The 21,658-nt window shown below is 70.3% G+C and carries 17 protein-coding genes and 1 tRNA gene; 11 read left to right on the top strand and 7 right to left on the bottom strand.

Annotated elements, in window-relative coordinates; translation table 11 throughout:
* Positions 1 to 276 precede the first annotated feature (276 nt).
* A complete protein-coding gene (locus tag ACFPA8_RS14235) occupies positions 277 to 1,098 on the top strand; it encodes an alpha/beta fold hydrolase (RefSeq protein ID WP_386447882.1) in 822 nt (273 codons plus the stop codon).
* Positions 1,099 to 1,210: 112 nt separating this feature from the next.
* Here ACFPA8_RS14235 and ACFPA8_RS14240 read toward each other — a convergent pair whose 3' ends face one another.
* Together ACFPA8_RS14240 and bla are read right to left on the bottom strand one after the other, a co-directional pair.
* Positions 1,211 to 2,053: a peptidoglycan recognition protein family protein gene (locus ACFPA8_RS14240; protein ID WP_386447885.1), complete on the bottom strand. Its 843-nt coding sequence runs from the start codon at positions 2,051 to 2,053 to the stop codon at positions 1,211 to 1,213.
* A gap of 104 nt (positions 2,054 to 2,157) precedes the next feature.
* Positions 2,158 to 3,204 carry a class A beta-lactamase gene (gene bla, locus ACFPA8_RS14245; protein WP_386447887.1) on the bottom strand — a complete coding sequence of 349 codons (1,047 nt, stop codon included), beginning with the start codon at positions 3,202 to 3,204 and terminating at the stop codon, positions 2,158 to 2,160.
* A 108-nt stretch (positions 3,205 to 3,312) separates the two neighbouring features.
* Here bla and ACFPA8_RS14250 point away from each other — a divergent pair, with 108 nt between their 5' ends.
* The 5 genes from ACFPA8_RS14250 (at position 3,313) to ACFPA8_RS14270 (ending at position 7,843) form a co-directional block, all read left to right on the top strand.
* A complete protein-coding gene (locus ACFPA8_RS14250) occupies positions 3,313 to 4,212 on the top strand; it encodes a LysR family transcriptional regulator (protein ID WP_386447890.1) in 900 nt (299 codons plus the stop codon).
* Positions 4,209 to 5,111 carry a serine hydrolase gene (locus ACFPA8_RS14255; protein WP_386447893.1) on the top strand — a complete coding sequence of 301 codons (903 nt, stop codon included), beginning with the start codon at positions 4,209 to 4,211 and terminating at the stop codon, positions 5,109 to 5,111. The genes ACFPA8_RS14250 and ACFPA8_RS14255 overlap by 4 nt, the downstream gene beginning before the upstream one ends.
* Before the next feature lie 249 nt (positions 5,112 to 5,360).
* Positions 5,361 to 5,933 carry a hypothetical protein gene (locus ACFPA8_RS14260; protein WP_386447896.1) on the top strand — a complete coding sequence of 191 codons (573 nt, stop codon included), beginning with the start codon at positions 5,361 to 5,363 and terminating at the stop codon, positions 5,931 to 5,933.
* A gap of 288 nt (positions 5,934 to 6,221) precedes the next feature.
* The gene (locus tag ACFPA8_RS14265) at positions 6,222 to 7,295 is read left to right on the top strand and encodes a DUF4349 domain-containing protein (RefSeq protein ID WP_386447898.1); all 1,074 of its coding nucleotides are present in this window, start codon (positions 6,222 to 6,224) and stop codon (positions 7,293 to 7,295) included.
* Positions 7,296 to 7,477: 182 nt separating this feature from the next.
* Positions 7,478 to 7,843 carry a hypothetical protein gene (locus ACFPA8_RS14270; RefSeq protein WP_386447901.1) on the top strand — a complete coding sequence of 122 codons (366 nt, stop codon included), beginning with the start codon at positions 7,478 to 7,480 and terminating at the stop codon, positions 7,841 to 7,843.
* A gap of 192 nt (positions 7,844 to 8,035) precedes the next feature.
* Here ACFPA8_RS14270 and ACFPA8_RS14275 read toward each other — a convergent pair whose 3' ends face one another.
* Positions 8,036 to 9,268, bottom strand: a complete 1,233-nt coding sequence (locus ACFPA8_RS14275; RefSeq protein WP_386447904.1) for an MFS transporter — start codon at positions 9,266 to 9,268, stop codon at positions 8,036 to 8,038.
* Positions 9,269 to 9,340: 72 nt separating this feature from the next.
* Here ACFPA8_RS14275 and ACFPA8_RS14280 point away from each other — a divergent pair, with 72 nt between their 5' ends.
* The 3 genes from ACFPA8_RS14280 (at position 9,341) to ACFPA8_RS14290 (ending at position 12,621) form a co-directional block, all read left to right on the top strand.
* The gene (locus ACFPA8_RS14280; RefSeq protein WP_386447906.1) at positions 9,341 to 10,183 is read left to right on the top strand and encodes a LysR family transcriptional regulator; all 843 of its coding nucleotides are present in this window, start codon (positions 9,341 to 9,343) and stop codon (positions 10,181 to 10,183) included.
* Between the two features lie 555 nt (positions 10,184 to 10,738).
* The gene (locus ACFPA8_RS14285; RefSeq protein WP_386447909.1) at positions 10,739 to 12,196 is read left to right on the top strand and encodes a pentapeptide repeat-containing protein; all 1,458 of its coding nucleotides are present in this window, start codon (positions 10,739 to 10,741) and stop codon (positions 12,194 to 12,196) included.
* Positions 12,197 to 12,405: 209 nt separating this feature from the next.
* The gene (locus ACFPA8_RS14290; RefSeq protein ID WP_386449434.1) at positions 12,406 to 12,621 is read left to right on the top strand and encodes an EF-hand domain-containing protein; all 216 of its coding nucleotides are present in this window, start codon (positions 12,406 to 12,408) and stop codon (positions 12,619 to 12,621) included.
* Positions 12,622 to 12,875: 254 nt separating this feature from the next.
* Here ACFPA8_RS14290 and ACFPA8_RS14295 read toward each other — a convergent pair whose 3' ends face one another.
* Positions 12,876 to 13,493, bottom strand: coding sequence for a hypothetical protein (locus tag ACFPA8_RS14295; RefSeq protein WP_386447911.1), 618 nt, complete (start codon positions 13,491 to 13,493; stop codon positions 12,876 to 12,878).
* 255 nt (positions 13,494 to 13,748) lie between these two features.
* On the opposite strand from ACFPA8_RS14295, the gene ACFPA8_RS14300 reads away from it, so the two are divergent.
* Both ACFPA8_RS14300 and ACFPA8_RS14305 read left to right on the top strand, forming a co-directional pair.
* Complete coding sequence (locus ACFPA8_RS14300) at positions 13,749 to 16,613, top strand: toll/interleukin-1 receptor domain-containing protein (protein ID WP_386447914.1); 2,865 nt, start codon at positions 13,749 to 13,751, stop codon at positions 16,611 to 16,613.
* Positions 16,614 to 16,920: 307 nt separating this feature from the next.
* The gene (locus tag ACFPA8_RS14305; RefSeq protein WP_386447916.1) at positions 16,921 to 17,934 is read left to right on the top strand and encodes an NAD(P)/FAD-dependent oxidoreductase; all 1,014 of its coding nucleotides are present in this window, start codon (positions 16,921 to 16,923) and stop codon (positions 17,932 to 17,934) included.
* A 118-nt stretch (positions 17,935 to 18,052) separates the two neighbouring features.
* On the opposite strand, the gene ACFPA8_RS14310 is transcribed toward ACFPA8_RS14305, so the two are convergent.
* From ACFPA8_RS14310 to ACFPA8_RS14320, 3 genes are all read right to left on the bottom strand, one after another.
* Positions 18,053 to 18,126: transfer RNA gene (locus ACFPA8_RS14310), tRNA-Thr, on the bottom strand.
* Positions 18,127 to 18,294: 168 nt separating this feature from the next.
* Positions 18,295 to 19,896 (bottom strand): alpha/beta hydrolase, encoded by a 1,602-nt coding sequence (locus tag ACFPA8_RS14315; RefSeq protein WP_386447918.1) that lies wholly within the window; start codon positions 19,894 to 19,896, stop codon positions 18,295 to 18,297.
* Between the two features lie 237 nt (positions 19,897 to 20,133).
* A complete protein-coding gene (locus tag ACFPA8_RS14320) occupies positions 20,134 to 21,345 on the bottom strand; it encodes a DNA polymerase III subunit delta' (RefSeq protein WP_386447920.1) in 1,212 nt (403 codons plus the stop codon).
* Positions 21,346 to 21,658: the final 313 nt, after the last annotated feature.

Here is a 21,658-nt window from a genome sequence, read left to right on the forward strand (position 1 = left end):
CACGGAAGGGGACGTGCGACATCCGTTGTGCGGGCCGGTTCCCGAGTCCGCGCGGCCGCCCTCCCCGGCTCCGCCCCACGCTCGGCGCCGACGTCTCGCACGCGTCCGGGAACGAGGGCTTCCCGTGGTGGACGGGCCGGTCGGCCCCGCAGGTCCCCGGTTACTGGGCCGGACGGTCCGGGCCGTCCGGCTGCCCGGGGCGACCACATGACCGGTGGCAGGGCGCAGCCCTCGCGCGACCGTGGAAGTGGAGCCAACCGGCGAGAGGAGACCGTCATGGGCACCTTGACCACCAGGGACGGATGCGAGATCTACTACAAGGACTGGGGTTCGGGACGCCCTGTCGTCTTCAGCCACGGCTGGCCGCTGACGGCGGACGTCTGGGACCCGCAGATGTTCTTCGCCGCCTCGCACGGATACCGCGTCATCGCGCACGACAGGCGAGGTCACGGCCGCTCGTCCGACGTGTGGAGCGGCCACGACATGGACACCTACGCAGACGACCTCTCCCAGCTGATCGACACCCTCAACCTCAGCAACGCCACGCTCGTCGGCCACTCGACGGGAGGCGGGGAAGTGACGCGCTACCTGGGGCGGCACGGGACGGCACGGGTGTCACAGGCCGTGCTCCTGAGCGCCATTCCCCCGCTCATGCTCAAGACGGACCACAACCCGGAGGGCTCGCCGATCGAGGTCTTCGACGAGATACGCGAGGGCCTGCGCAAGGACCGCTCGCAGTTCTACCAGGACCTCAGCGGACCCTTCTACGGCGCCAACCGCTCCGGTTCGGACGTCTCCGAGGGCACGCGTGACGCCTTCTGGATGATGAGCATGACGGTGGGCCTGAAGGCGGCGTACGACTGCGTCAAGGCCTTCTCCGAGACCGACTTCACCGACGACCTGACGAGGATCGACGTCCCCTTCCTCATCGCGCAGGGCGACGACGACCAGATCGTCCCCCTCCAGGCCGCCTCCCCGAAGACGGCCGAGCTCGTCAAGGACCCGACCCTGAAGATCTACCCGGGCTACCCGCACGGGCTGTACGGCAGCCACCACGACACCTTCAACAACGACCTGCTGGAATTCCTGGAGCGCTGAACAGCCGAGCCGGGTCGGCTGCCGAGCCGGGCGCACCGGGACCGGCCGGCGGCCAGGCGGACGGGGCGGTCGCTGGAGGGGTACCGGTGGGCGGGCGCTGGAGGGGTACCGGTCAGCGGATGCCCTTCCGGTCCCCGCGCCCGCCCTCGCCGTGACGGCCGCGAGCCTCCTTCTCCGAGGACTCGGGCTGCCCGGCCTCGGCCCGCGCCCGCAGCCGGTGGGCCTTCTTCCGGATCTCCCCCAGCTTGTCGTACAGCGCTGGGCCCGGACAGTCGGTGGTGTAGGCGTCCACGTGCCCCGATATGACGTGGAGCTCGGCCTTCCTGCCCTTGTCGAAGCGGCTCGCGTCACTCGACGAGGTCATGCGTGTACGTCCCAGTGGATCCGAGCCCCGCTGAAGCTTCCAGGCGGCGAGCGCCGCGATCGAATCGACCATCGGTTCCGGCACCCTCTGCCCCTCCCGGAACGTGCCGACCGCGGCGATGCCGATGCTGTGGGCGTTGAAACCCTTGGTGTGCGCACCCTCGACGGAACGGGTCAGTCCGCCTGCACGCCCCTCGTAGACCTTGCCGCAGCGGTCGACGATGAAGTTGTAGCCCAGGTCGTCCCAGCCACGCTGTATGTGGTCCTTCTCCAGCATCCGCAGCAGGCGCGGCACGTCGGAACACTCGTAGTCGTTCGGCTGGTTGGTGTGGTGGATGAAGACACTGCGGACCCCGCCGAGGGGCGAGGCGCTTTCGCGCACCATCTCCTCGTCCGCGTTCCAGCCGCTGCGCGGAACCACCTCCGGGCGGGGCACGCCCGGGAACGTGCCCGCGCGCTCGGGGCCCTGACGTCGGGGCGAGTACGCGGCCTCCCGCACCGGCTCGTCCCACGTCACGAGGAAGGCCACCGGCAGAAGGCCCACGACCACGAGTCGTGAGCGCCATCTGGGCTTCGGCTTGCGGTGCCGCATAGAGACACGGTGCGCCGACGCGTCCCGGTCGCACAGGTGACCGTATCCGTTCAGGTGAACGCGACGAACTCCCGGACGGGACGGCCGGCCCTCCCCGCCGCCGGTTACGCCAGCGTGCGGACGACCACGGACGCCGCTTCCGCGATCAGCCTGTCGTCGTGGTCCGCGTCCTCGTCGCTGCGGTTCGACATGATCGCCACGACGACGGGAGCGGCACCACCGGGGGGCCATACGACGGCGATGTCGTTGCGGACGCCGTAGCCGCTGCCGGACCCGGTCTTGTCGCCGACCACCCACCCGTCGGGCACTCCCGCCCGAATGAGCTCGTCACCGGTGGTGTTGCGCCGCAGCCAGTCCGTGAGCTGGGCGCGCTCTCGCTTTCGGAGCACGTCCCCCAGTGCGTAGGCGCGCAGGTTCCCGGCCATCGCCCGCGGCGTGCTCGTGTCCCGCGTGGAACCCGGTGCCCATCTGCTGAGCTCCGGCTCGCGGCGCTCCATCCGGGTCACGTCGTCGCCCAGCTCTTCGAGTGCGGCGTCGAGGCCCTTCGGTCCGCCGAGCACGTCGAAGAGCAGGTTGGCCGCGGTGTTGTCGCTGTAGCGGACGGCGGCGTCGCACAGTGCGCGGAGACTCATGCCCGTCTCGACGTGCTTCTCGGTGACGGGAGAGTTGGCGACCAGATCGTCCCGGGAGTACTCGATCACGCGGTCCATCCCGCCCAGGGAGTACTTCCGCAGCACCGCACCGGCGGCCAGTGCCTTGAAGGTCGAGGCGTAGGCGAAGCGCTCGCCGTCGTTGTACGCCACCTCCTCCCCGCTGCCCGTGTCGACTGCGTAGACCCCCAGTCGCGCGTCGAACTCGCCCTCCAGCCGCTCGATTGCGCGGGCGACCGGCTTCGCGTCCGCGGCCCGCCCCGTTGGCGCCGCGGACGGCGGCGAGGCCTCCGCGGACGGCGGCGAAGGCGTGGCACCGCCGTCCTCGCCGCAGGCCGCGAGCGGCACGAGAGCGAGCACGGCGAGCGCAGCGGTGAGGGCCCGCCTGATGCGTGAGGACCGGGCCGGAACGGTCGGCCTGGTCGGAATGTTCGGCTCGGCCGGAATGTTCGGCTCAGCCGGAATGTTCGGCTCGGTCGGGATGAGCGGCTCGGTCGGCATGGCCGGAAACCTCCGTCTCGGGTGACGGGGCCACCCTCGCCGCACTACGGGTATGCGGTCCAATACGCTCGCGTGCTGTTTCATGCCGATCCGGCATAGAGTCGGCTCGTGGATCTGGTCGCAGCGAGTCGTGCCTTCGTCAGCGTCAGTGAGCACGGCAGTTTCACGGTCGGAGCGGCCGCGGCCCGGATGTCGCAGCCGGTGGCCAGCCGCCGCGTCGCAGCCCTGGAAGAACGCTTCGGTGAGCAGCTGTTCGAGCGGACGTCACGCCGGGCCGTCCTCACGCCCTTCGGCAGGGACTTGCTGCCGACGGCCCGACAGCTCGTCCGGGCGGCGGACCTGCTCCTGCACGAGGCGGACGCCGTCAAGCGGAAGCCGAGACGCCTCGCGGTGCCGGGTGTCTGCTCAATCGCGGGCCGCGCCCGGCTCGTGGCCGATGCACGGGAGCAGGGCGTCACGCTCGACCTCCGCGCCGCGGACCCGGCGCAGCGCCGGGAGCTCCTCCACTCGCAGCAGGTACGCGCCGCCCTGCTGGCCGTGCCGACGGACGAGGCGAAGTGGTCCGTGCCGCTCGGGCTCGCCGGAGCACAGCAGCCGGACGTGAAGCGCGTCCACCTCGAGACGCTCCGGCTGTCCCGCCTCTCCCCGGGCCCGGCCCGCCGCGTCTGGATCCAGCCGGAGGACGACGTACCGCACATCCGCGACCCGCTGACCCGGCTGCGCGACGCGCTGGGGCTGCGTCCGGCACAGCTCGCGGCCGCAGCCGATCTGACGTCCGCCGCAGCGGAAGTCCTCAGCTCTCACGACCTGTTGCTCTGTTCCCCCGCGCAGGCCCTGGAACTCGGCCTGGACTGGCGGCCCGTCGGCGAGGTCTCCCTGCACCGCGGGTACGCGCTGGCCGCCGCCGGCCACGGCAACCCTCAGCACCTGGAGGCGCGCCTGGACGCCGCCATCGCCCGCTGTCTGGACGCAGGCGTCCGCACGGGCACCCCCGGAGGGACGGAATGAACACCGAGGCCCTGATCGGCGACGCGCGAAGGCAGCTGCGCGACGGCGGCCTGCACGCGTGCCTGCTCGTACGTGACCTTCACACGGGAGACGAACTGGGGATCGAGCCGGACACCGTCCTGCCGGCCGCCTCCCTGGTCAAGGTCCCGCTCGCGCTGGCGACGGCGGAGCGCATCAGGCGCACCGAGCTCGACGGGGCGGCGGTGCTCGACGTGCAGCCCGGCCGCATCACCACTCCCGGGCCCGCCGGGCTCAGCCGCTTCCGCCATCCGGCCCGTGTCGCTGTCGACGACCTGCTCTACCTGAGCACGTGCGTGAGCGACGGGACGGCCGCCGACGCACTGTTCGGCCTCACGCCTCCCGCCCAGGTCGCCGGCATCCTCCGGGAGCTCGGCCTCCGCGGCATCACCGTCCGGCACACCATGGGTGAGCTGGCCGACACCCCCGTCGAACGGTTCGAGGCATCCCAGGCACATCTCGCCCACGCCCTCGCCATCGACGCGGGCACCGGCGGCCGCGGACACCGCGTGCCTCAGCTGGACACCACCCGCGCGAACACCGGCAGCGCACGCGCCTTCGTCGAGCTCCTCCAGGCCCTGTGGAGGCCCTCGAAGGTCGACCCCGACGTGGCCGGACGCGTGCGCACCCTCATGGCCGCCAACCTGCTGCGGCACCGGCTCACCCCGGACTTCAGCTCCGACGCCGCCACCTGGTCGTCCAAGACCGGCACCCTCCTCAACCTCCGTCACGAGATCGGCGTCGTCGAGCATTCCGACGGGCAGAGCTACGCGATCGCCGTCCTGACCGAATCCCTGGTACCGGCCGTCACCCAGCCCGGAGCGGACGCCCTCATGGCGCAGGTGGCCCGGCGGCTCCGTGACCACCTCCGGCAGCTGTAGCGGATCGCGGTCGCCGTCCTCGTCCGTGGCGCCGGGGCGCGTATCGGACGCGGGCCCGGCACAGCGCCCGCAGCGCAGAACTCCCTTGTCTGCGGCATCCGTTGCCATTGAGATCCGGACCGCGATCCGGTTGGCTTGCCTCGTCGTGAGTGCCGATGACAACCGAATCGAGTCCGGATCATGGGGAATCGGAGATCTCGGAGAGTTCCGGCGGGCATCGTGGCCGCCGGTGTCGTGGCAGGTGGCGCGATGGTCTACAGACGCCACCGGCAGCGGAACGTGGTGGTCACTCTGTACAGCGAACCTCACTACAGGGGTGCGCGGCAGACCTTCACGTACGACCAGAAGGCCTACGCACTGGGCAGGACCCGGCTGCCCCGGGTCGGCTCGATCCGGGTGGAGCGTACCGACGCCTCCTTCCGGAGGGGACCGGACACGGTCGGCTCCTTCGTGGCGATGGCTGTGAAGGGGGACCGGGAGACCCGGGCAGAGGCCCTGGGCTGGCTTCCCCTGGCTCTGGTCAGGATGGCCGACCCGAGCTCATGGCAGCGCGAGTACGACCCTGCCGGAAGCAGACAGTCCTGGGTCCACCTGTGGGCGGAGCGTCCGACGAGCCCGCCACCGCCCTGCGACGACAGGACGGCCCCCGGCAAGGAGCCATGGCGCAACTTCCTGGAGAGCACCCCCGATGTCGGGGCATGGAGCACCCGAGTCCGCTACATCGAGGCCGGCGTCCGCAATCCCCACCGGGACGACGAGGCGAGCCCGGTGCCGCCCGGGTGGGCGCCGGGGCACGCGCTGCCCCTGGAGATCGTGGAGTAGGGGGCAGCATCGGAGGCTGACTCCGGTCACAGCGCCCCACCGGCCCCACCGGCCCCACCGGCCCCACCGGCCTCACCGGCCTCAGCGTTCGCACCGGCCGCACGGCGAGCACGGTGGTGCGGTTCGCGAAGGCCGTCGCCCTCGAAGGTTGCACGGAGCAGCCGACCGGGCCCTGATCGAGTCCCGACCGTGACGCCATCGCGACAGGCATCCCGCAACCCATGCACCGTCCCCTCCCGTCCAATCGGCGATAACGACAGCCCGCGCACCACCCCAGGGGGACGTCTCATGAACGATGCAGCACCACCCGCTACGCGGAACCGACGCAGTCCCGGCCGGCTTCCACACCGGTCACTCGCGCTGCTCACGGCGGGAATGCTCGCCGTGGCGCTGGCCGTGGCGGGCTGCAGCAGCAGTGGCGACGACTCCACGAGCGCGACGAGCGAGCAGCCCGCGAGCCAGGCGCCCGAGAACGGCGAGGCAGGCGCCGCCGAGACGGCCGACCGCGCCTCCGGATCGAAATCCGACGACCGCCCGGGCGAGCAGCACGGCTCGGCCGAGGAGGAACCGCCGAAGATCGCACCGGACCACGTCGTCCGCAAGGCGCGGCTCACGGTCCGCGTCAAGGACGTGCCGTCCGCACTCGACGACGCCCGGACCGCGGTGGAGGACTCAGGCGGCTACGTCGGGGACGAGACCACCGACCGTGACGTCCAGGGCCACGAGCGGTCGCACCTGACACTCCGGGTGCCGCAGGAGAAGTACGCGGACGTCCTGGAGGAGCTCTCGGACAGCGGAAAGCTCATCGAACGCAAGGTGTCGGCCGACGACGTCACCGACGAGGTGGTGGACGTCAAGAGCCGGATCGCCTCGCAGAAGTCGAGCGTCGAACGGGTGCGGGAGCTGATGGACAAGGCCACAGAGCTCTCCGACATCGTCTCCCTGGAAGGCGAGCTGAGCAGTCGTCAGGCGGCGCTGGAATCGCTTCAGGCCCGGCAGGCATCGCTGAAGGACCGTACTTCCCTGGCCACCATCACGCTCGTGCTCTCGGAGACCGAGGTGAAGAAGAAGGAGAAGGACGACGAGACGGGGTTCACGGACGCGCTGGACGGCGGCTGGGAGGCGTTCATCACGACGATGCGCTGGATAGCGGTCGTGATCGGAGCCACGCTGCCGTTCCTGGCCGCACTGGCGCTGCTGCTGGTGGCCTGGCGGCTGCTACGCAACCGGCTGCCGCAGCAGGTGCGCCGCTCTCCGCGGTCCGCGACACTTCCGGCCGGTGCGGCCGGCAGCCACCCACCGGCTCCGGCAGAGGCACCGGCGAAGGCGAACGAGAAGGAGCGCGAGAAGCGAGCCGACTGAGCACGAAGCGACTGAGCAAACGGCCGCCCTGCGTGGTTAGTGTTTTTCTTGCCGCGCGTCGGACCGCTCCGAAGCACAGGTGCCGGGCAGCCCGAAACTGCGTGGACGGCTGGCATTTGCCCTGTCTAAGGTGCGCAGTGCAGCGACCGCACAACTGATTCGACAACGGGGGATTTCTTCAAATGGTGAAACGCAAGACGGCGATCATCGGCGCCATGGTTTCCGGGGTCGCACTGAGCCTCACGCTCGTTTCTCCTGCCGGAGCCAACGGCTATGTGGAGACGAAGAAATGGGGCGACCTGAAGGCTGGTGCGGGGCAGGCCACCTTCTTCAGCAAGGGTGAAACCGTCCAGATCGTCGACCGTTTCGCTGACGGTCGCGGTGTCCTGGTCTACGTCGGCGGACGCACTCTGACCAACAGGACGGGCGGCACGAAGAACTACAACCTCTCCTTCCCGGAGGGGAAGAGGATCAAGTTCAACATCTGTCTGGTGAATGGTTCGGACTTCGAAGACGGAACCTGTGCCTACTCGACGGTGAAGGCGTGAGCCGGTTCTCTGAGGGCGTTCGGCGACACCCGGAACGGGACTGACCTCGGACGGGTTCTGAACCAGGCACCGACGTCGCGGTTCGGCCCGGTCCATGCGTCGCTGAAACAGCAGAACGGCCCCGGAGGTTCGCCTCCCGGGGCCGTTCTCATGAGCACGCATGCCTGCATCCCTCGTCCACTGGCCCGTACCTCATGCGCCAGGCCCGGCGCCGGCCTCGCACGGCTCAAGACCCGGTGGCGATGGTGCTGAGGGAGGCCGCGTTCGGGCGCGCGAGCGCCGGGACAGCAGGCATCCGGTCAGCGCGGCGGCGAGCCCGGCCAGCCCGGCCGCCGCGAAGCCGCCCGCCGGTACGGACAGGTCGATCGCTCCCCCCACGATCGGGGCTCCGAGTGCGAAGCCTGCGCTCTGCGCCGAGAATTGAAGGCCCGTCGCCTCGCCACGCACGCCGGCGGGGGCGAGCCGGCTCACCGCGTCGGCCACCGCGGAGAGAGCCGGCGCGGCGAGCAGCCCCGCACCGACAACGGCCACGCACAGCCAGCGCCAATCGGGGGCCAGCCCCGCGGGAATGGTCGCCAGCCCGAGCAGACCGAGCGGCAGCCACGTGGGCAGCGGCCGGGAGAGCGCGCCGTACACCAGCCCGCCGACGATGGAGGCCGATCCGTACACAGCCACGATCACGGCGGCCCAGGACACCTGGCCGGCTTCTTCGAGGGTGGCGACGATGGCCAGGTCGGTGCCACTGAGCAGCATCGTGGTGCCGAACGCCATCACCAGCACGGCGATCATGCCCGGACCCAGCCACTCCCTGCGACGGGGCCGGCCGACCGCGTCGGCACCCGCCTCGTCCTCGGCGCGCAGCGGCGGGTCGAGCAGGGCGATCCCGGCTCCGCCGGCCACGATCACGGCGCCGACGCTCCATGGCACCACGCCCGGGGACACCTTCGCCGCACAAAGGATCACGATCGGCGGACCCACCATGTACGACAACTCGCCCTGCACCGATTCCAGCGCGAACGCGGCCCGCCGCTGTCCCGTCGTCGTCGTCACGGCGATCGCCTGCCTGGTCACCGACTGGGCCGGCACCATCAGCAGACCCCCCGCGAAGGCAGCGCCCAGCAGGATTCCGTAGGGCAGGAACGGAATGCTCAGCCAGAACACGAGCTGCGCCACGACGGTTGCCAGCAGCACGGTACGCAGGCCCCGCCCGTCGATCATGCGGCCGAGCAGCGGCCCGCCCAGCGCCAGTCCGGCGGTCAGAGTCGCCGCGACACCACCCGCTGCGACGTAGCTCATGTCCAGGCCCAGCACGACGTACATCATCAGCGCCATCACGGAAGACGTGATCGCGGTACGGGCGAGCAGTGAAACGCCCAGCAGCGATGCCATCCCCGGCACGGCGAGCACCTGTCGGTATCCGGTCACCTGCGTGACGCTAGATCACCTGTCACGCCATAGGTAGCGGTTGATTTGCTGGAGCGGGCATAATGAAAATTTATGGCCAGGGAACTCGAGACCGCGTTGCTGCGGTCGTTCGTCACCGCCGTGCGCTCCGGCAGCATCAGCCGCGCCGCGACCGCGCTCGGACAGACCCAGCCGGCGCTCAGCCAGCAGTTGCGGAGGCTCGAGAGCGCCGTCGGCCGTCCGCTGCTTCATCGGTCGCCGTCCGGCGTCTCGCCGACCCGGGCGGGTGAGGAGCTCCTGCCGTACGCCGAACGCATTCTCTCGCTGTGTGCGCAGGCACTCACCGAAACCGGACGCGCGCTCACCGGCCACTGTCGTGTCGGGTTGCTCGAAGACCTCGCCGCGTCCCAGCTTTCGCAGGCCCTCGCCGACCTCGCCCGGCTCCACCCCGGCGCGACGCTGGAAGTGCTCAGCCTGCCCAGCGCTGCGATGCGGGAGGCCTACGATGCGGGCCGCGTCCAACTCGTGCTCGATCATGTGCTGGACGTTCCGGGGCCGCCGCGCTGGACCGTACGCCGCCCGCTGGTCTGGGCGGTCGGCCAGGGTGTGGACGTGGCTGCCGACCCGCTGCCGATGGTGCTGTTCTCGAACCCCTGCTTCTGGCGTACTTCAGTGCTGGAAACGCTCGAACGTGCCGAGCGGCGCTGGCGGGTGGCGTTCGAAAGCAACAGCCTCGTCGGTGTGCTCGCCGCGGTACGGGCGGGACTCGGGGTCGCGGCGCTCATGCCCGCGAACCTCGAACCGGTCATGGCCTGCCACGACGCGGACGCCCTGCCCACCCTGCCGGACGTCGAACTCGGTCTCGCACGGTACCCGCGGACTGAGGGCGATCTGCTGATCGATGCCGTGGAGACCGCGCTACGACGCATGATCTGAGGCCCGGCGAGGCCCGAGTGAGGTCCGCGCCCGAAGCCTCGAACGAGCAGTCAGTTCGGCTACCAAGATCAAAGAGGCGCCCCTCCCGTACCCGGAAGGGGCCTCGCACCTGCGAGCCGCCTGGGGGAGCCGAGCCCGCCGACCTCGGCCTCAGAAGCATCAGAAGCTGGACTGTGGGCGTGATTCGCAGGCTGTGCGGCAGCGGCAACCAGTGCCGGCACCCACCGCGTCGACCATGGCATGACCGCCACCACCCGAACCGAGCCTCCTCCCTACCCCCACTGCGGCCATGGGGCCGATTCGGAGGACCCTGTGGGATGCCGGGGCCACCGTGTCCCACGCCCACAACGCGACGACAATGCGGCCGAGGCAGCCCTGTACGGCGCCTGCCTGGCGCACCTCGACGAGAGAGAACGTGGCAACTGTCTGGCGTCTCTCCGCCCTGGCAGCAATCTGGACCACCGCGGCACAACCTTCAACTCTGCTCTGCTGGAAGACTTGTTGGACGCTGTGCGCGATTCCACCGACCAGCGGCCGCGGTTCGGTGCGGTCCGCTTGAGCGGGGCGACGTTCGAGGGCGACGCCGCCTTCAACAACGCGACGTTCATGGGCCGCGCCGGATTCGACGGGGCGACGTTCAAGGGCCGCGCCGTGTTCAACAGCGCGACGTTCAAGAGCGAGGCCCGGTTCCGCGACGCGACGTTCATGGGCGACGCCCGATTCGACGGGGCTACGTTCGAGAGCGACACCCGGTTCGACAGAGCGCGGTTCACGGGCGTCACCCTGTTCGTCCGTGCGGTGTTCGAGGGCGACGCCGTGTTCGACGAGGGGATACTCAACGGCGCCGCCTTCAACAGCGCGACGTTCAAGGGTTGCGCCGGGTTCGACGGTGCGAGGTTCAAGGACGGCGGCAGTTTCGACAGGGCGTCGTTCGAGAGCGCTTCGTCGTTCGGACCGCTGGCGTGCCAAGGAACCCTGAGTCTCGCAGCAGCGGTGTTCTCTGCAGCAGTGATTGTGGAGATCGCGGCCGGCAGAGTCGACTGTCACCGCACCCGCTGGGCCTCCACAGCCTCGTTACGGCTGCGGCATGCGGTAGTGGACCTCAGCGACGCGGTGCTGGAATTCCCAGTCAGCGTCACCGCCCACCACCCCCCATTCCTCACCACCGGGGGTTCTCCTCTTGATGAATCCGGGCTCGCCGAAGCGCCAGTGCGTGTGGAGTCCCTACGCGGGGTGGACGCCGCACACCTGGTGCTGACCGATCTGAATCTGTCCGAGAGTCGCTTTTGCGGCACGGTCCACTTGGATCAGCTGCGGCTGGAGGGCCGCTGCCCGTTCCCCCTGCCCAATCCTCCCGGCATCCACTGGCGCCGCGGGCTGCCGATACGGCATACACAACGCCTCCTCCTGGCCGAGGAACAGCACTGGCGCCACAGCAGGCCCCGCGCAGTGCCGGGATGGCTGCCGGCTCCGCCCGGCGTCGAAATCGTCAAGCCGCCCGCGCTCGCCGCCCTCTACCGCGCGCTGCGCAAATCCCAAGAGGACTCCCGCAACGAGCCCGGCGCCGCCGACTTCTACTACGGCGAAATGGAGATGAGACGCGCCGACCCCACCATCGCCCCCGCCGAGCGCGGCCTGCTCAACCTCTACTGGGCACTGTCCGGCTACGGCCTCCGCGCCGCCCGCGCCGTGGGCTGGCTGCTGTGCGCGATGACCGCCACCGTGCTGCTGATGGTCGGTTTCGGACTGCCCGACACCCCCGCCCAGCCGTACCCGCCCGGCGCCGGCGTCATCGGCAAACAGAACCCTCGACTGCACGCCGACTTCCCCGACCGCTTCACCACCGCCCGTGCCCAGAAGGCCGCCGATGTCGTCATCAACTCCGTGGTCTTCCGTTCGAGCGGCCAATCCCTCACCACTGTCGGCCGCTACACCGAGATGGCCTCCCGCTTCACCGAGCCCATCCTGCTCGCCCTGGCCCTCCTCGCCGTCCGCGGACGCGTCAAGCGCTGACCACCGGTGCCAACAGCGCTGCCCGAGTGCCGTGGCACGGTGCATCACGTGCAACACCCGGTGCCGGGACCTCTGTTCTCCCTGCTCATCGGCGTCCTGGCAGCCATCTGGCGGCCCGGAGCGCGTCCCGCTTCGGCGTGCTGCATGAGATCGATGCGCAGTAACATCGCACAACATCCAACGAGGAAAGGCGAACTCACGTGGTGGACATGAAAGCGGCTGCGCGCAAGGTCTTCGATGCATACGACCTCGACGGCGACGGGCAGATAACTGCCAAGGAATATCAGCAGGTCGTCGCCGAGCTGCGCGGCGAGCACCTCACCGACGAGCAGGCGCAGCAATTCATCGACGTGCTCGACACGGATGGCGACGGCACGATGTCGTTCGAGGAGTTCTGGGCCCCGATGCAGGGCGGCACGGACTGACCACGCGCGTTCCGGTCACCCCGCGCGCGGCGCCGGGGCGGTGGCGGAGGCCCACTTCAGCAGCATCGCCGACCTTACGGTGAGTCCTTGCGAGCTGCGTATCGGTGGGTGTCCGCGCACCGGAGCGAGAGGGAATCGGCCCTGCCATAAGGCCGTTGGACCGTCCTGACGCAGTCGTCGGCGTCGCACCGGCACCGTAGGGGGAACGTGTCCACGTGCCGGTCGCTGCTGCGGGGCGCACACACCGCCACGGATCACTCTTCCTGCATCGCGCCATCCACCAGCGCCCTGGCGTTCTTGACGCCTGCCAGACGTGCGAAGCCGAGAGCATATTCCCGCAGGTTGGCTTGTACGACGCGGAGTTCTGCCCGGCAGTCGGCGCCCTCCGGCCAGTCCGATTCGGGCCGGTCGGGATCCTCCTGCTCGAATGCCTTCAGCCGAGGGTGCCAAGTGGACAGGAACGGCCTCAGCTCACGGTTGAGCATGGTGATGGCGAGGGACTCCACCGTCTGCTCACCCGTGACCTGAGCGGAGGGACGCGCGGACTTCAATGCCTCCCGAGCGGTGCCGAACAGGCCGTACAGCGACGTGAGGGCTTCCCTCAGCAGGCCCTCGTCATGGGCCAGCGGCTGGGTCGACACCCGGGTGACGGTCTCGACGAACAGCCGCCAAGCCACCTGCTTGGCCTCGTTGTTCACGACGAAGGTCAACTCGCTGAGCTGCGGCACCGTGACACGCACCTCGGTCAGCCTGGCAGCACGCCCGTACACCTGAAAGGCCAGCACACTGACTGCGCCGGCGAAGGCCCCGGTGACAACGAACAGATTGCGTCCTGACAGTTGGGTGACCCCGAAGACGACCAGTCCCGCCACGGCACCTATGAGCACAGAGATGCAGATTCGCGCGGCGGGAGTACGGAGTCGCCGGGCCACCGGATGCCACCGCTTCATCATTCCCCCAGACATCCCCTGTTTCACTGAGCACCAATTTAGCGGAAGCGGGGCGGTACCCCCTTTCGCGGCCTGCTGCGCCGGTGGGCTCGTACGGCTTCAATGGGCGTGTTACGTATGGCAGTTGGCAAGGGTAGTGGGCGGCACGAACACGCAGAGGGGCACGGGGGGGACGCCATGAGTGATGCCGTTGAACAGGTTGAGGCGCGAGCCGCGTTATCGGGCGGTGTGAAGCAGCGCGACGCCTTCATCTCGTACAGCCAGAGCAAGAACGCGCCACTCGCGAAAGCGCTTCAGCGAGGCCTGGAACGGCTGGCCGTCTCGCGCTTCCGACCCATGCGGATGAGCGTGTTCCGCGACGTCATCAGCCTGCCGGCAAGCCATGACCTGTGGCAGTCGATCCAGCGGGAACTCGCACGCTCCCGCTATCTCATCCTGCTCGCCTCCCCAGAGGCCGCCTCCTCCCCCTGGGTAGCCAAGGAAGTCGACTACTGGCTGCGCGAGCGCGACACAGAGCACCTGTTGATCGCCGTCGCAAGCGGTGAGATCGCGTGGGACGACGAGGCCGACGACTTCGACTGGCGGAAGACCACGTCCCTGCCACCCAACTTGGGGGGCCACTTCACGTCCGCGCCGCTCTGGGTGGATCTCCGGGAGATCGACGAACGAGGCCATCGCTCCCTGCGTTACCCGCCGTTCCGTGCCGCGGTCGCCACCCTCGCCTCGCCGCTGCACGGTCGCCCCAAGGAAGAGCTGGAGCACGACGACTTCCGCCAGCTCCGGTTCGTCAAACGGCTGAGCTGGTCGGGCGTCGCCCTGCTCGTGACGCTGCTCCTCCTCGCGGTCTACGGCTTCTTCGACGCCAGCAGACAGCGCGACGAGGCCCTGGCCCAGGCCCGTATCTCCGCCTCACAGGCGCTCGCCGCCCGCTCCGGGCAGCTGCTCGAGACCAGTCCCAACCAGGCGGCGCAGTACGCCCTTTACGCCCAGGAGACCCGTTCCACCCCGGAGTCCCGACGCGCCCTGGCCCAGGCTGTGGCCGCCGCGCCGTACGCCAAGCGGCGGCTGCGGGCGGACGCCGACTCCGTAACGGGCAAGGAGGGTGCGTCCCGCCCGGCATTCACGGACGTCGTCCTCAGCGCGGACGGTACGACCGCCGCGTACCGCTCTGCGTTCGACCAGACCCGGCGCGTACGCCTCTACGACGTGCGCTCCGCCCGGCAGTCGCGCGTGCTGCGAGCCGAGGGCACCCCCAGGGCGCTGAGCCGCGACGGCCGCGTCCTCGCCACGGAGGTCTACCTCAACCGGGTTCAGCTGTGGGACACCCGGACCGGCAAACTCTTGCGCACGATGGCCACGGGGCACACAGAGAACCTTCCCCACGTCGGGCACGGACTCTCGGCCCTCGCCCTCTCGCCCGACGGACGGTGGGTGGCGGCCTCGCACTACACCCCCGAGGGCAAGGCGTTCGTGGTCGTGTGGAGCGCGTCCGACGGGCACGAGATCACCCGGCTTCAGGTGAGCGACGGCCGGGTGGGGCTCGGCTTCTCCGCGGAAGGCTCCCGGATGACCCTGGTCGACAGGGACCGTGAGGAGGTCCGGGAGTTCCTGACGGACTCGGCGCGCTGGAAGGCAGTCCGGTCCCTGCCCGGAATGCCCGGCAGCACCGCGGAAGCCTTGAAACACAGCGAGGTCCTGCTGTTCGACGGGGCGCGCAAAGTCCTCACCCGGACGTCCAAGCGTGCCGAAGTGTGGGACTTGGAACAGCGCCGCCGCATCGCCGCCCGGTCCCTGGGACCTTACGAGGACATGACGGTCGCCGAGGACAAGGGGACCTTCGTGGTGGGCGGGCAGGACGGCACGGTCCAGCTTTACGACGCCACGCTGCGACCCCGTACGACACTGGGCCGGCTGGTCCGGCCGGCCAGCACCATTGCCATGTCGGCCGACGGCACCCAGGTGGCCGTCGCCTCGTACGGCGGCGAGTTCAACTTATTCACCACTGGGACCCGACGAGGGCAGCAAGTCCCCCTGGACAACAAGGAGTTCACTTACGGGGACCTGACCCCCGACGGACGGATGGCGATGCACCGGACCGAGGACCGCACCGAGTTCTGGGATCCCGGCACCGGACGCCGGCTCGGCGGGATTCCGTACGCCAACCTGTCGGTGGACCTGGACGATACGGCTTACACGCTCAGTGGGGACAAGCGGTACGTCGGCATGCAGAGTCTGGAAGGCGTCGAGGACAAAGGGCGGTTCGACATCTGGGACCTGCGCACCGGCAAGCGCACGGACTGCGGCGTGGATGGCGACGGAGCCTCGGGCGTGTTCTTCCTCCCAGGAGACCGGTACGTGGTCGGAGACTGGAACGGCGCAGTCCAAGTACTCGACACCCGGACCTGCACCCGCCGCACAGTAACCAAGGGCTTCGGCAACCTCGCCCTGAGCGGGGACCGCAGAACCCTGGTTCTGCTGACCGACGATGGTGTCGACACCTGGCGCTGGGACGGTGAGCACACCTTCAAGCACGTGGCGCACACCACCCTGCCGACAGAGGGCAAAGCCGGGCCCATGACCATGAGCGTCGACCACGAGGGAGAACAGGCGGCCCTCTCCGGAGCCGAAAGCCATGTGTACGTCGTACGGCTCGACTCCGGCCGACGCGTGCGCGCAACTGGGACGATGCCGCACGACACCGATGACGTGGCGTTCAGCCGGGACGGCAGTCTGCTGTTCCAGGGCTTCATGAACGAGAACACCCAGGGTGTACGTGTCCTGGACGCGGGCAGCGGCGATCAGCTCGACGTCTGGACCACGGACCCCCCGGCCGGCTCCGTACAGCCCGATGAGGACATGCAGGTCGTCCCCGGCTCCGGCAACGACATCCTCACCCTCGGCCCCGACCACGAAATCGTCCGCCGCACGGTCGGCGTGGAGGCGTGGCACGACTTGCTGTGCGGCCTGGTGAGCCAGCCTCTGCCCGCCCGGGAACGGGACCGTTATCTGAACGGCCTGGAGGTGGGGGCGCCCTGCCGCTGAGGGACGCGAGGTTGTCGGCACATGGGCGAGCGCGTGGGCTTGCGCTAGTTGGCCGTCGACGGTCGGTCAACGGCTGTAGGGAGTCCATGCCGAGTTGGCGTTTCTGGATCAGTGCTCGGGTCTTGTCGCGGCCCAGATCGGGTAGTTGGGCCGCGGGTGCCCCGCGGTACCGTGCTGCGGGTGAGCGTGCGACGCACATCGCGGGCCTGCCGCCGGGCGTCGGCGGAGCCGACGACGTGGACGCTCACATGCCCTGCTTCTTCGGCCGAGACCCGGACGGGAACGTCGTCAACATGCTGAGCCTGCGGTGAGCAGTGACCTGATGGTCGTCGGTGCCGGCATCGTCGGCGCCTCGGTGGCCTACCACGCCGCGCAGGCCGGTGCCGTCGTGACCCTCGTCGACGCCGGGCGGCCCGGCGCCGGCGTGACGGCGGACTCGTTCGCCTGGATCGGGCGCGGGCCGTCCAGCGTACGCACCGGTCCGGCCGCCGCGCTGCGGGCGACCGCGACGGAGGAGTACCGCCGGCTCGAGGCCGAGCTGCCGGGGCTCCCGGTGACCTGGTCCGGCTCTCTGTCCTGGGGCGCGGTGGACGGCGCACCGGAGGCGGGGCCCGGGCAGGAGATTGTGGACGCGGCCACCGTGGCGACGCTCGAACCCACCCTGCGGCAGCCCCCGGAGTGGGCCGTCTGGGCACCCGGTGACGGCGCCGTCGACCCAGTGGGCGTGACCGAGCGGCTAGTCGAGGGTGCCCGCGCCCACGGCGCCAGGGTGCGTCCGGACACCCCCGTCACCGCGGTCCGCCGGGACGCCGCGGGCCGGGTTGCCGGAGTCGAGACGGCCGCAGGGCCCCTCCCCGGTGCGACTGTGGTGCTCGCGGCAGGGGTGGCCACGGCCGCGCTGGGCGCGCCGCTCGGTATACGCGTCCCGGTCGGCCCGTCCCCGGCGACGCTCTTCCAGTTCCGCGCTCCGGCCGGTCTGGTCCGCACCGTGGTCAACAACCGGGACTTCGATCTCCGGCAGGTCGCCGCGAACCGGCTACTCGCCGCCGCAGACTCGCCCGAACGGACTCTCGCCGCCGTCCGGTCCACCTTCCGCGGCGCCGAGAACGTCGAGCTGCTCGGCACCCGGGTCGGCGTACGCCCCATGCCGGCCGACGGCGAGCCGATCGTCGGCCCGGTCGCCGATGTGCCCGGCCTCTACGTGGCCGTGCTGCACTCCGCGGTGACCCTCGCCCCGGCCGTGGGCCGCCTGGTCGCGCGGGAGTTGGTCGACGGCGCGGTGGAGCCGGCGCTGGCGGGCTGCCGTCTCGACCGCTTCTAGGACGCGACTCTCACAGCGCTCACGCACAAGCCCTGAGGAGGACGCACCCTCAACGGCCTGAGCGCCACGAGACAGAGAAAAGCCCAGGCCACTGGGTATGTGACCTGGGCTTCAGTTGAGCCGCCTGGGGGAGTCGAACCCCCGACCTACGCATTACGAGTGCGTCGCTCTGGCCAACTGAGCTAAGGCGGCGTGCTGCCCGCGACCCAAGAGCCCGGTGCGGGCGCAGCGCGGACAAGTTTACACAGGTTCCAGGGGTGCTCCGTACGGGGTATCCGGGCCCGCGGCCGGCGGCCCGCCGACCCGGTGGACGGCCGCCGCGCCACCCTGCCACCGCACTGCTACGGCCCTGCTACCGCCCTACGAGCAGCGCTTGCCGTCCTTCGGCGCCTTCCCCTTCAGCAGGTATGCGTCGACCGTGTCGTTGATGCACGCGCCGCCCCGCAGGTACGCGGTGTGCCCGTCCCCCTCGTAGGTCAGGAGGCGGGCCGAGTCGAGCTGCCCCGCGAGGCCCTGCGCCCACGCGTAGGGGGTGGCCGGGTCGCGGGTGGTGCCGATGACGAGGATCGGGTCAGCGCCCTCGGCGGCGATGCGGTGCGATTCACCGGTGGCCTTCTCGGGCCAGTAGCCGCAGTTGAGGGCGGCCCAGGCGAAGCCGCGGCCGAAGACCGGAGAGGCCTTCTCGAACGAGGGGACGGCCTTCTTCACCGCGTCCGGAGAGTCGAACGCCGCAGGGAGGTCGAGGCAGTTGACGGCGGGGTTGGCGTACATGATGTTGCCGTAGTGGCCCTCGGGGTCACGCTCGTAGTACTCGTCGGCCATGGCGAGCAGTTGGGCGCCGTCGCCCTTGTTCGCCGTCGTCAGGGCGTCGCGCAGCTGCGGCCAGGAGCCCTCGTCGTACATGGCGCGGATGACGCCGGTCGTGGCGAGCGATTCGGTGAGTTCGCGCGGCTCGCCCGTGGGCAGTGGGTCGGCGTCGACCTTCTTGAAGAAGGCGCTGAGCTTCCGGCCTGCGTCCTTGACGCTCTTCGTGCCGAGCGGGCAGTCGGGCTGGTCGACGCAGTCCGCCGCGAACTCCTTGAAGGCCGTCTCGAAGCCTCCCGTCTGGTCGCGGTTGAGCTGCAGCATCGACAGGGACGGGTCCAGGGCACCGTCGAACACGAGCCTGCCGGAGCGCTGCGGGTAGAGCCCCGCGTAGTAGGCCCCCAGATACGTCCCGTACGAGGCGCCCACGTAGTTCAGCTTCTTGTCGCCGAGGAGGGCGCGCAGCACGTCCATGTCCCGAGCCGCCTCGACGGTCGAGACGTGGGCGAGCAGTTCGCCTTCGCGCTTCTTGCAGCCGGCCGAGAACTTCTTGTAGGCGCCGACGAGGCGATTCGTCTCGGCCTTGTCGTCGGGCGTCTGGTCGGTCTGCGTGTAGCTGTCCATCTCCTTGTCGGTCAGGCACCTGACCGGTTCGCTGGCGGCCACACCGCGCGGGTCGAGTCCGACGAGGTCGTACTTCTGGCGCACGGGCGCCGGGTAGCCGACCGCTGCCGCCTGCTGTACGTACTCGATGGCGGAGCCGCCCGGGCCGCCCGGGTTGACCAGCAGCGAGCCGATCGGCTTGCCCTTCCCGCTCTTCTTGCGGGCGACGGCGAGGTCCAGATCGTCGGCGGGATCGGGCTTGTCGTAGTCGAGCGGCGCCTTCATCCTGGCGCACTGGAAACCGTCTCCGTCGCCGCAGTCACGCCACGTGAGCTTCTGCTCGTAGTACGGCTTGAGATCGGCCGGGACGGCGGCGGGAAGCGGCTTCAGGGGCTCGGCACTGTCGAGGCCGTTGGCCCGGTCGCTGCTCGCCGACGAGGGTGCGCCCTCGGGAGCGTCCGATCCGCTCGAGTCGGAAGAGCAGCCGCTCATCACCAGCATGACGGCCGTCGCGAGTACGGCAGATGTGGTGCTCAGCCCGCGCCTGGTGTCCATGGACCATCCCTCGGTTAGCGTCGGTCTCGGCAGCCGGAGACAGCGGTCCGGCGATTGAGGGCGAGCGTATCCGTGCGCGGTGCCGGGGGTGTTCCCGCAAGGGTTCCCGCTGCTCGAATCGGGTGACCGGGCGACGCTGTCAGCCCAGGGCGCCCGGCCCGCCCCGCTCCCTCTCCCTCCAACGCACCTCCAACGGCTGCGCCCGCTCCGTCGGCCGGGTAGCTCGAACCGCCGCGGTCAGCCTTCGCGCAGCGTCATCGCCATCGCCTCGACGGCCAGCAGAGGCGCGACGTTCCGCTCGAGCGCCTCACGGCACGCAAGCACGGCCTCGATGCGCCGGAGCGTCTGCTCCGGCTGCGAGCCGGCGGCGAGTTCCGCCACCGCGGCTCCCGCCTCCTCATTCGACAGGGCCAGGCCGGAACCCAACTGCCGTGCCAGGACGTCCCGGTAGAAGCCGGTGAGGTCGGTCAGAGCCAGGTCGAGCGAATCACGCTGGGTTCGGGTTGCCCGCCGCTTCTGCCTGTCCTGGAGGTCCTTCATCACGCCCGCCGTGCCGCGCGGCAGCCGGCTCTTGCCCTCAGCGCCGAGAGCCGCCCGCAGTTCTTCGGTCTCCCGCTCGTCGAGCTCCTCGGAGACCTCCTTGGCGTCGTCGGCCGCCGCGTCGATCAGCTCCTGGGCCGCCTTCAGCGCACCGCCGACGTCCGCCACCCGCCGCGGCATCTGCAGCACCGCCGCCCTGCGCCTGCGGGCGCGGTCGTCGGTGGCGAGGCGACGGGCCCGTCCGATGTGGCCCTGGGTGGCACGGGCCGCGTAGGCCGCCATCTCGGGTTCGATGCCGTCCCGCCGCATCAGCAGGTCGGCGACGGCGTCGACGGGAGGCGTGCGCAGGGCGAGGTGCCGGCAGCGCGAGCGGATGGTCGGCAGTACGTCCTCCGTCGAGGGGGCGCAGAGCAGCCAGACCGTGCGTGGCGCGGGCTCTTCGACTGCCTTGAGCAGCACGTTGCCCGCTCCTTCGGTGAGCCGGTCCGCGTCTTCGAGGACGATCACCTGCCAGCGGCCGCCCGCCGGGGACATCTGCGCTCTGCGCACCTGTTCGCGCGTCTCCTTGACGCCGATGCTGAGCAGGTCGGTGCGGATCACTTCGACGTCGGCGTGAGTGCCCACCAGGGCCGTGTGACAGCCGTCGCAGAAACCGCAGCCGGGCGCGCCGCCGAGCGCGCGGTCCGGGCTCACGCACTGGAGCGCGGCGGCGAAGGCGCGTGCAGCCGTCGAACGGCCCGAACCGGGCGGACCGGTGAAGAGCCAGGCGTGCGTCATCGACGAGCCGGACAGCTCGGCCGTGCCCTTGCCGGCTGCCTCGGCGGTGACGTACGCGTCGGCGTCGCGGGCTGCGGCGCTGAGCTGCGCCGTGACCCGTTCCTGGCCGACCACGTCGTCCCAGACCGCCATCGCTGCCGTCCCTCCCTGACTGTCGGCTGCGCGGAAGCGCCGCCGCCACCGCCGACACTGCTGCCGCCGCCGACCGTGCGGCCGTCCGTCCGCCATCAGCCGGACGCGCACGAAGGGCGGCCTGCGTGTTTCGCGTCGGACCATTGTGGTCCACGGGACCGACAGCCGTGTCCGGCGCTCCACGACCGTACCGGCCGAAGTGCGCGCAGAACCGGCCGAAGAGCGCGCAGACTTCGGAAGCCGGAGCGCGCGGAAGGCGCCGCGCCCCGCCACCCCGAGTGCCCCCTCCGGCCCGCTCCGGCCCAGTCCAGCC

Origin of the sequence: Streptomyces ovatisporus, from assembly GCF_042653885.1 — a bacterium.
In the GTDB taxonomy this organism is placed as follows: Bacteria; Actinomycetota; Actinomycetes; order Streptomycetales; family Streptomycetaceae; genus Streptomyces; species Streptomyces ovatisporus.